This window comes from Arthrobacter sp. NPDC057013, assembly GCF_042674585.1.
GTDB lineage: Bacteria > Actinomycetota > Actinomycetes > Actinomycetales > Micrococcaceae > Arthrobacter.
Window position 1 is genome coordinate 1 of the sequence record NZ_JBHUSE010000036.1, and the last position, 9,360, is coordinate 9,360.

Annotated in this window: 13 protein-coding genes; 2 read left to right on the top strand and 11 right to left on the bottom strand. The window is 32.6% G+C overall.

Annotated features, from left to right (window positions below):
- The 5 genes from ACFTSA_RS24030 to ACFTSA_RS24050 all read right to left on the bottom strand — a co-directional run.
- A partial coding sequence (locus ACFTSA_RS24030) for a hypothetical protein (RefSeq protein ID WP_377954588.1) occupies window positions 1-310 on the bottom strand: 310 nt, incomplete at its 3' end.
- Window positions 311-333: 23 nt separating this feature from the next.
- Window positions 334-951 (bottom strand): hypothetical protein, encoded by a 618-nt coding sequence (locus tag ACFTSA_RS24035; RefSeq protein ID WP_377954590.1) that lies wholly within the window; start codon window positions 949-951, stop codon window positions 334-336.
- Entirely contained in the window at window positions 944-1,609 is a 666-nt protein-coding gene (locus tag ACFTSA_RS24040; RefSeq protein WP_377954592.1) for a hypothetical protein, read from the bottom strand. Before ACFTSA_RS24040 ends, ACFTSA_RS24035 begins: the two co-directional genes overlap by 8 nt.
- A complete protein-coding gene (locus ACFTSA_RS24045) occupies window positions 1,581-2,063 on the bottom strand; it encodes a hypothetical protein (RefSeq protein WP_377954594.1) in 483 nt (160 codons plus the stop codon). Before ACFTSA_RS24045 ends, ACFTSA_RS24040 begins: the two co-directional genes overlap by 29 nt.
- Complete coding sequence (locus ACFTSA_RS24050) at window positions 2,053-2,295, bottom strand: helix-turn-helix domain-containing protein (RefSeq protein ID WP_377954596.1); 243 nt, start codon at window positions 2,293-2,295, stop codon at window positions 2,053-2,055. The genes ACFTSA_RS24045 and ACFTSA_RS24050 overlap by 11 nt, the downstream gene beginning before the upstream one ends.
- 559 nt (window positions 2,296-2,854) lie before the next feature.
- Here ACFTSA_RS24050 and ACFTSA_RS24055 point away from each other — a divergent pair.
- Window positions 2,855-3,424: a tyrosine-type recombinase/integrase gene (locus ACFTSA_RS24055; protein ID WP_377954597.1), complete on the top strand. Its 570-nt coding sequence runs from the start codon at window positions 2,855-2,857 to the stop codon at window positions 3,422-3,424.
- Window positions 3,425-3,847: 423 nt separating this feature from the next.
- Complete coding sequence (locus ACFTSA_RS24060; protein WP_377954599.1) at window positions 3,848-4,522, top strand: hypothetical protein; 675 nt, start codon at window positions 3,848-3,850, stop codon at window positions 4,520-4,522.
- Between the two features lie 245 nt (window positions 4,523-4,767).
- Here the strand turns inward: ACFTSA_RS24060 and ACFTSA_RS24065 are convergent, their stop codons facing one another.
- The 6 genes from ACFTSA_RS24065 to ACFTSA_RS24090 form a co-directional block, all read right to left on the bottom strand.
- On the bottom strand, window positions 4,768-5,313 hold the full coding sequence (locus tag ACFTSA_RS24065) for a DUF3967 domain-containing protein (protein ID WP_377954601.1): 546 nt from the start codon (window positions 5,311-5,313) through the stop codon (window positions 4,768-4,770).
- Between the two features lie 95 nt (window positions 5,314-5,408).
- Entirely contained in the window at window positions 5,409-6,044 is a 636-nt protein-coding gene (locus ACFTSA_RS24070) for a hypothetical protein (protein WP_377954603.1), read from the bottom strand.
- 355 nt (window positions 6,045-6,399) lie between these two features.
- A complete protein-coding gene (locus ACFTSA_RS24075; RefSeq protein WP_377954605.1) occupies window positions 6,400-6,651 on the bottom strand; it encodes a hypothetical protein in 252 nt (83 codons plus the stop codon).
- 121 nt (window positions 6,652-6,772) lie between these two features.
- On the bottom strand, window positions 6,773-7,777 hold the full coding sequence (locus ACFTSA_RS24080) for a replication initiator protein A (protein WP_377954607.1): 1,005 nt from the start codon (window positions 7,775-7,777) through the stop codon (window positions 6,773-6,775).
- 464 nt (window positions 7,778-8,241) lie between these two features.
- Window positions 8,242-8,751 carry a HEAT repeat domain-containing protein gene (locus ACFTSA_RS24085; RefSeq protein ID WP_377954609.1) on the bottom strand — a complete coding sequence of 170 codons (510 nt, stop codon included), beginning with the start codon at window positions 8,749-8,751 and terminating at the stop codon, window positions 8,242-8,244.
- 243 nt (window positions 8,752-8,994) lie between these two features.
- Window positions 8,995-9,183 carry a hypothetical protein gene (locus ACFTSA_RS24090; protein WP_377954611.1) on the bottom strand — a complete coding sequence of 63 codons (189 nt, stop codon included), beginning with the start codon at window positions 9,181-9,183 and terminating at the stop codon, window positions 8,995-8,997.
- Window positions 9,184-9,360: the final 177 nt, after the last annotated feature.

Here is a 9,360-nt window from a genome sequence, read left to right on the forward strand (position 1 = left end):
TTTGAAATTCAGGTAACTTCGAAAGGTCATTTAAAACTTTCTTGCGAATACCTTCTATACGCTTAGCTTCTTCCATTTCGGCTTTCTTTTGAAGTGCTTCAGTTTTCAATTCTTCATACATAGCTTTGTATTCTCTTTGATTACGTTCGGCTTCATCTAATACCTGATAGCTAGCACTTAGTTTTTCCGTAGATGTACCTTTCATAGCATCTGCTGGATTAACTACTTTGCCACCAAAGTTAATTGATGCGTGGCGTTCCTCTGCTTGTGAGTAGCCTTGATTTAATTTACTGTATACTGAAATATCCATTCATCTGTTCCCCATTCATTCATTTATATTTTGTGGTAGTTATAAACTGCATCAATTTGCAATTTTGATGGTATCGGTGCAAATTTTAAATCTGCTGGTGATTTTACTTCACCATTGAATGCTGATTTACTAGCACTCACTAATAATAAGTAATCCTGATATGTCCTTAAATGATTTGTATATCTGCTGGTACATTCTACTAACCCACGAATATAGTTTTCTTGAAGTTCCTCTATTTGTTTCTTAGTGTCCTTTTCTGCATTTTCAAATTCACGTAAGAAATCAGGTAATACCTGCTTAACTTCATTTACTGTGTTTTGGTCAATGAACTTCAATTCATCCATTACTTCATGAACTTCAGTTCCTTTATCACTTAATTCTTCTTCCAGCTTCTTTACTAGCTTCATATATTTCTTAACTTCATTAGGTTGCATCACTTGTTTCAGTTTGATTTCCTGACTAAGTTTATCCTTGGCATTGTAAAGACTAATATTGATAGATGCATATTCTTCATTCAGCTTTACTACATCATTTTTTAATTGATTCTTATATGAATCTGCTTTCTTGATAATCTCTTGAATCACACGATCCGAACCTTCGGTTCGTATCTGATTCGCTGTTTTATCCATAGAATCACCCATTTTCAAGTTTCTTTTCAATTTCTTCAATAAGTGCATCAATTTCATCACCTTCTATAGCTGTACACGAATCATCTTTAACTACAGCACGTGCATATTCATCTATAACATTTTTAGTAGTGTAGAATTCGCTTGAATCCAGCTTATTAATAGCACAATAGAATTCTAATCCTAAAGTAACTAATGAATTGATTAAGTCGGCTGTACGTGTTGTATCTCCATTTTTAATTGCTTGTTTGTAATCTGCATCAGCAAGTAACATAGATACTTCAAATAATGGATTCATTCTATATGCATCCTTCAGCCATTCATCTTTACTATCTTTACGTTCCTGAAGAAGTGAATCTACACCCATCAGCTTCATGAACTGTTCAATAGCCTTTTCCGATGCACCTGATTTAGTCGCATTAGCTATTACATTTTGTCTAATTACATCTAAGTTATCTTCTACTGAAAAACCGAATTCTTCTTTCTGAAGTTCCTGATATACCTTCTTAAATTCAGGATTACGCATCTTTTCATAGTAGGTAGTGTTTGAAATGTGTAACCGTGAAGTTAAATCTTTAATAGATTCACCACGTAACTTAGATTGAAAGAACTCATTAACTAGGAAGTTATCTCTAGCATCTAATTTATTTCCATCTTGAACCACGTTGTCCACCAGCCTTTTTCATTGTTGGTACTGTTTCAGCTTCTTCTAATTCTCTTAGCCTTTTCTTTAGTTCCTTGCTTGATAAACCTTCAGGAAACATATCTAATATCATTTTCTTCTTCACATAACCTTCAGATAAATTCAATTTACTGTCTGTATTTATATCTGCTTTTGTAAGCTGTTTTATAAGCTGTTCAGCACCATGTAAATCACGTTTTACACCTCTAGAATAGTAACGGTTCAGATATGCTTTAATATCCTCTAAATCAGCTATTAATCTGCTTTTAGTCCTCACCAGCTTGTTAGTGAATGCTTTGTTTAATTCGTTAACTTCATAATCAATTTGCACATCTAAATCACGTACATAATCAATCAGTTCAGTTACTTGAATCTGAATCATTGGAATATCAGCTTTATTTAAAGTTAGAATCTGCTTTTTAATTTGCTGTAGTTTATTTTTCATGGTTCTGTTCCACCTTCTTTAATAGCAATTCCATATCATCTAATTCGGTAGTTGAAATATTGTAAGAATGCTGTAATGCTTTGAAGATTCTATTTTGTTTAGCTGGTGGAACTACTAATAATCCACGTTCGTATTTAGAAAGTGTCGTTTGTTCGATTCCAAACTGTTCAGCGAAATCTTTCTGCTTAACTTTCAAAGCTAATCGGATTAAGCGTAGTGTCTTTCCGTTCATCTGTTATCACGTCCTTAATTTAAAGTTATATATTTGTCCTGGCATAGGATTATTAATGTAAAAAAATAAGGACTACCAGCATCCGAACACTGATAATCCTTTGGAATAAGGTAAAATGCTTCAATGAAAAAAAGTAAAGATTCCTTGTCCTCGATGTGAAGAGGAAGAATAGTAACAGTTGTTAGGTACTGCTACTTTCTTATTTATAAAGCTACAAAACTAGGTGAATGTAAGCCTATGGTAGGATTAATATTGAATATTTTTCATAATTTTTATTTCTGATTTTGCTGTAGTTCCTGAAGGCAAAAAACATTTCAGATTTTTTTAAATGGCTTGATTTAGATATGTAGATATGCCTTCCCCACCCATACCCCACCTGATTGATAATTGAATATTAATAATCAAATATAGCTATACATCTGAATGTATACATTTACATAAAAGTTTACATTCATTTCCCTTTATTTATTGATTTCCTTATGTATTTAAGTTAATATAAATATATCTTAATAAAAGTATACATTCAAAACATTGATAACACTGAAGGGAACGGTACATAATGACTAAGGAACATCTAATAGACGTACAGCCAATAAGAACAGTAGAGGATATAGACAGTATGAAGTGGGCATTAAAACGCCACGCTTCAGAACGTGATTATATGCTGTTCCTAGTGGGAATCAATACAGGATTACGTGTTAGTGATATATTGAAGTTTAAAACTACTGATATAGTGAAGTTAAAAGGAAAGAAGCGTAAGGAACTAACTATACAGGAAGGGAAAACTAAGAAGAAACGTGTAGTAAATTTAACAGGTGTATATGAAGAATTGTATGCCTATGCTGTTCAGAATGCTTCAGAATGGCTGTTTCCTAGTCGTAAAGGTGATAAGTCCATTTCTGGAATACAAGCCTATAGACAGCTTGTGAAGGCTGGTGAATTCGCTGGATTAGAAGCGATTGGTACACATACGATGCGTAAAACATTTGGCTATTGGTATTATAAGAAAACTAAGGATGTAGCTACCTTAATGAGTATATTCAATCATTCATCACAGGATATAACTAAACGGTATATAGGGATTAGTCAGGAAGAAATAAATGATACATTAGATGATTTTGTGCTGTAGGAATCTGAAGTAATTCAGGTTCTTTTTTTATGGATAATAATTGATGGATAAATGCTATTAACCGATAATATAAGCAAATTATCCTTACGTGTACATGTGGTCTGTTTGTTGGCTGTTTTGCTGTGTAGATACTTTTAATTATCCGTGCGATCATAATCGCACAGGTAATTATTTGTTTTCGCTGCAACTTAAATTAATCCAATTTTTAATACTGATTTATAGATAGTTTAATTAAGTAGTTCCTGCTGGTGGCTGTACATTATACAGTAATACTATAAGTATTCCCGTTAATGTTTTACAGTATTGTATCCGTATGTGTAATTAAATTCCTAGCAATGAAACTAAAAATATTTGTCTGTTAACTCATTTTTTTCCTGTTCAGTATATGTAGCAATCGCTGGACTAGGAAAGGAATGAAGAACAATGATGAAAACATTATTTACTACTAAGGGAAAAGAAGCTAGAAGTAGATTATTTGCTGAATCCCACTTGGAACGCTTAAACAATTATCATGGTGAAAAGAAAGCTAATTTTATATTAAAAGTAGAAATGGCATATTGGGAATCACGTAAGGAACTGAACCTACAACCTTTATATGACGTGCTAATAGGTGATTTAAACCGTAGTGCTAAATGGTATGCTAAGAAATTCAAGCAGTATGGAATCCCTGAAGGTGAATTTCTGAATGAATATCTTGAAGAATTATTTAGACACGTCCAAACCGTTTCACCACATCCTTCATATTACTTTTACGAATCATTTAAACCATTATTGAAGTATAGAAGTATTGACGTTGCAAGACGTTACACATCTAATCAAAAACAATTTGAAAGAAGCATGAAAAGTTTAGAAGCTATTCAAGAAAAGAAGAAAAAGGATACAATTATAGATACATCTATGAATGTAGAACTACAGGTGATGGTTAAAGAAGATATGTTAAATAATGAGATGCTAACGGAACAGGAACGCCAATTACTAAAAGTAATGCATATGTATCCTAATCTAAAGAAAAATGAAGTATGTGAAGCTATAGGAATTGAACCTTATCAATACAGCCGAATCATTAAAAAGATTGCTGGTAAACTAACGGATATTTAACTGTGCGATTATGATCGCACAGTTAAATAAAAATAATATGTCTGAATTAGTTCAGTAAACGGTTTAATATATGTAGTCATCACAGCTACACTAATTACTTTCATTCCATAAAAAGAAGCTACCAATATTCATCCGTTGGTAGCTTTTTTACAGTATAAATAATTTAATTAGAACGTAAATAAAATAGATGATTCCTAGTATGCCTACTAATACAAAACCATCTCCTAGTCTTTGTAATACCCACTTTAAGTCTTCCAAAACATCCACCACGCTTTTTTAGGTGCTGTAGCTGGTGATTCTATTGCTGATGCTATTTGTTTCTTCGTTTCTTGCATCTCACGAATCAAGTTCATTAACACAGCATCACGATTATTAGTAACTTGTTTTAGTCCCTTCACTTCTATCTTCAGTTCGTTGTTCTGTTCCAGCACTAAATCCAGCTTCTTATGTATTGCATCCATTTGTTCATTCATCAGTTCATCAGGCTTTTTCCGTAATGGTTCTTTATCACCACTAGCTTCAAATTCACCTTCACGAATCACTTCAGCATCATCATTCAGTAAATCAAGTATTTCTGATTCGGTTTTACTCTCTGCATAGTAGCCTTTAATCTTTTCAAGTGTGGTTATGCTATCTTCATGAACAAGTTTTATCTTTCCATCCTTCTTAGTAGATATAAACTTCTTATACTGAATCAACCATCTTCTAAGTGTGTTCTGATTAACAGCAATCGCTTCAGCTATTTCACTGATTCGGTAGTATTTCTTTTCACTGTCCACCTGTTCACCCACCCATCCACCATTCATTTACCTATCCAATTCGATAAAATTAGTTTAAATACCTTTATAAATGAATGGTAAACAGATGGATGAACAAAAGAAAAATATCACATGAACCTATTCAATAGCTGGATTAAAGCTAGTTCGACTATATCTTGTTTTTGTAGCTTGTTTTCTTTAGCGAATTCATTCAATCGTTGGATAGTGCTATTTGATAGATTAAAGCTACTTCTAGTCGTTTCAGCACCATTAACTATATAAGTGTTAAGAAGGCTATGAATCGTGTTTGTATGACGTTCCTGTGCGTTCTCCTGACGTTCTTTTACGAGTAACTTTAATATCTTAATTTCATCAGTCGAGAACGTATCCGTTCCTTCAGGTTCGTTAGAGTTCTTTTTAGTTCCTAAAGGTTCTTGGGAGTTCGCATGAGTTCCTGAATAATTATCATTAACTACTCCCTTACGTTCTTCAGCGTTCTTATTCGTTCCTTCACGTTCTTTCAAGTTCTTTTTAGTTCGTTTAGGTGCATCCTTCTTATCTATAAAACTGTAGATACTTTTATCTAAATTATCTTCATCACCGTTAAATGACCATCCTACAGGTGCTTTATTTGAATATACGAATCCTAAATCATCAGTTAATACGCTTCGTAATTTCTTTTCAACTACATTCAGTTCCTTTGCTAGTGTTTGATAGTTTTGTTTTGGTGTATGTAGATATGGTAATAATTCTTTAACTAGCACGTTCGCCCACGTTCCTTTCTGTTCTTTATCAGGTTTTTATAATTTCTTTATTGTAGTCCTTCTAAAATTAAATCACGATCCGAACCAAAGGTTCGGATATGATTTCAGATATTCCTTAAACAACGTGCTTGTATTGAACGATTTCCAGCATTGACTTCAGTATCTATTGAATCATTGGTCATAACGTGCTTTTCGTTTACTTCTTTTTATCTTCTGTTAGTCTTCTCAGAATATCAACAGCTATTGCTGATAATGCTATCTTTCCATACCTTTTCGCTACAGGTTTAGCCTTTTCTATCATAGGTTTAGACCCATTAATAATCGATTTTAATTTACTCATCCTAAAATCCCCCTATTATTTCCATGAACCTGTTTCTATTCTTTTAATTAAATCATCAATATCTTTATTATTTCTGAAGAACTTCTGCTTTTCATCTTCAGGTAACTGATTTACTAATTCATCAAATAATTCTCTACCCATTTGCCAACAACTTCTATTGTCTACTTTTAAAGCATCTTCTGTAATAGCTGTTCCATATTTACCAAGTTCCCCATCATCTACACAGATTCCACTAAAATTCGATTTACATGATTTACAAGTTTTCATGATTATCCATCCTTATCTATTTGAAATCTATCTTAACCTATAAAGAATCCATTTTAAGCCTTTATGGTTAGTAGAATACTAGATATGTTATAAAAGCTAATACAAGCGAATCTGAACAGCTTCAGACGTATACAGGGTTGTCCTTCTTCTTGAACATAGCTAATTCTTTTTCTAATCTTTTACGTTCTTCATCTATTGAAGTCGGTTCTGTAGCTGGTGCAGTTCCTGTAGGTGCTTCAACTTGTCCACTATTCGATTCTAACCAGTCAGGTACTATTTCTGTTCTGATTGCTTTTCCTTTGCCTGTACGCTTGTTAGATTGCTTCTCACGTTGTTTCTGTCCTAGCTTAGAAATCTTTTCATCTACAACCTTTTTAATATAGCTAGAAACAGCTTTAAAATTAGTTGTACCGATTGCTTTACAATCTTCAGCTACATCTAAAATAGCTGTAATTGTTTTAAGATTTGTTATCTCACGTTCTTGTATTTTTTGATTCATTAAATCTATTACATTATGTAGTGTTACCGTAGGTGTAGAAGTATCTTCTTCTTCTTCAAGTTCTTTAAAATCTTTATTAATAGAATCATTATTACTAGTGTGTAATTTTTTCACTTCTTGAAGTGTAACTTTTACACTCCTTGAAGTGTAACTTTTTCCCTTCAGAGTAGTATCAACGTTTTCAGCGTGTTTTTCAGCATCTTCTAACATATCATCTACTTCATTATTCAACTTATAAATATCTTCTTCTGTGTAATCTAACATACCTACAAACAGTAGATTAGTCTTTGTTAAACCTTGCTGTTTCTGTTCTAACAATCCGTAGCTTTCCAATTCCTTTTTCATATTTATAAAAGTCTTATCTGAAAAGCCTAATAGTTCAGCACCTTTTTCTTTACTCATACGGACGTAATATCTTCCGTTTTCGTCTTTCCATCCATTCTTCATGGAAAGTTTAATTCTATCTACCAGCACCATATAAAGTAGCTTAGCGTTCGGCTTCATCTTTTTATACTTGTCACCAATTACTAAAATCTTCGGTACTTGATAATGGATTAACCCGTCTAAATGTGCATCAGTAAAGTATTTCATAACAAATAATCCTCCTATTGGAATAGCAGGATTCACAAAAAGATATACTTGTCCTAAGTAGTATAATTTGCTAATATGGAACTACAAATTAATATACAAAAAGATAGAAATATCTTTTGTGATTCCTGAATCCCTAAACACTTCTACTTTGGTCGGTTGTAGTGTTTGGGGATTTTCTCTGTATTCCGTTCTTTTTTTTACCATTATAATCCTATTATTCTAGCAAATACAATCTTTTCTGATAGATTCATACAAGTATTTACAGCGTTTTAACCATATCCGTAATATAGTCGCAGCTGTAACGAATCGAGTAATTAAATAGCTGGATAATGTATCTATTGGTTCATTTCCGATGCTTCTATTAACTTGAATATAAACAGATAATAAACCGTGCGATTATGATCGCACGGTTTATTAAAAGTATCTACAAAAAAAGAATCATTAAAAGACGATTATTATGTAACTAACGCATGCGTTAGTTGAATAAGAAGTATCTATTTTTACATTTGTTCTAACTTCGATATCGCTTTTTTTAATTCCAAATGAACTTCATCATCTTGTTCTTTTACCAATCTTTCGTGCAAAGTAGGCAGAACAGACTTATGCCCGATGCAATTCAAAGCATAAATAGCATATGCCCTAATTTCTTCATTCAAGTCGTTAATACAGATTAATAAAGAATTAATTAACCTTTCATCTGGAAAAAATTTAGCTATCCCTGTGCCCCAGTACCTTATTCCCTCGTTCTTACATTGTATTGCCTCTATTAAATATGGGATTATTTGGTCATTAGAAAAGCTTCTCAACACACACACCGCGTGTTCATATACCCCATAACAATCATCTAAACTGAAGGTCATAAAAATAGGTTCAATGCAAATTGTGTCTGGATTCTCACCAAAATACATAATAGCACTAGCATACTCATCTATCATTTCTGCTGTTAAATATTCCTCATCAGGCATAGGAGAGTATTTTTTAAGTGTAGAAAGTGCTTGTTCTTTATTCATAAATTTCACCTCTAATTCACCTTATATCATTTTTCCTTATTCAACAATCCTGCCATTTAGTTGCTTAAGGTACACTTTAACTAAAAAAGGAAGTTTATATTTTCTTACCTATGGACAAAAAAATAAGCCTGTCATAGCAATCGAGTAGTACGGTTATCCGTAAACTACTATTTCAATCGCTATGACAGGCTTTTATGGGCATATAAGGTTTAATTTTTGAAAGTGAAATAAACTATTAAGCTATTACTTGTTTAATTCTGTTATTACAGCTTCTAAATATACAGGTTGTAAATCTGCCATTCCTAAGAAGAATTTCTTAAGAGTAATTGCATCAATACCTGTAGTTGTAGCTAACGCTTCAAGTTCATCTTTAATAAATTTTTCATACATTAATTCACGTGTTTCTTGCATCTTTAATTCACCACCTTTCAATAAAAAAGAATCAAACAGTAATCATATCCGATTCTTCGAATCGGATCGTGTGATTAAAGTTGATTCATTTATTTTTCAGTCTTTTGAAATTCAGGTAACTTCGAAAGGTCATTTAAAACTTTCTTGCGAATACCTTCTATACGCTTAGCTTCTTCCATTTCGGCTTTCTTTTGAAGT

Excerpts from the sequence above, each read along its gene's own strand:
- ACFTSA_RS24045 (WP_377954594.1), bottom strand. The coding sequence starts at position 2,063 with ATGAAAAATAAACTACAGCAAATTAAAAAGCAGATTCTAACTTTAAAT.
- ACFTSA_RS24060 (WP_377954599.1), top strand. The coding sequence starts at position 3,848 with ATGATGAAAACATTATTTACTACTAAGGGAAAAGAAGCTAGAAGTAGA.
- ACFTSA_RS24055 (WP_377954597.1), top strand. The coding sequence starts at position 2,855 with ATGACTAAGGAACATCTAATAGACGTACAGCCAATAAGAACAGTAGAG.
- ACFTSA_RS24035 (WP_377954590.1), bottom strand. The coding sequence starts at position 951 with ATGGGTGATTCTATGGATAAAACAGCGAATCAGATACGAACCGAAGGT.
- ACFTSA_RS24085 (WP_377954609.1), bottom strand. The coding sequence starts at position 8,751 with ATGAATAAAGAACAAGCACTTTCTACACTTAAAAAATACTCTCCTATG.
- ACFTSA_RS24050 (WP_377954596.1), bottom strand. The coding sequence starts at position 2,295 with ATGAACGGAAAGACACTACGCTTAATCCGATTAGCTTTGAAAGTTAAG.
- ACFTSA_RS24075 (WP_377954605.1), bottom strand. The coding sequence starts at position 6,651 with ATGAAAACTTGTAAATCATGTAAATCGAATTTTAGTGGAATCTGTGTA.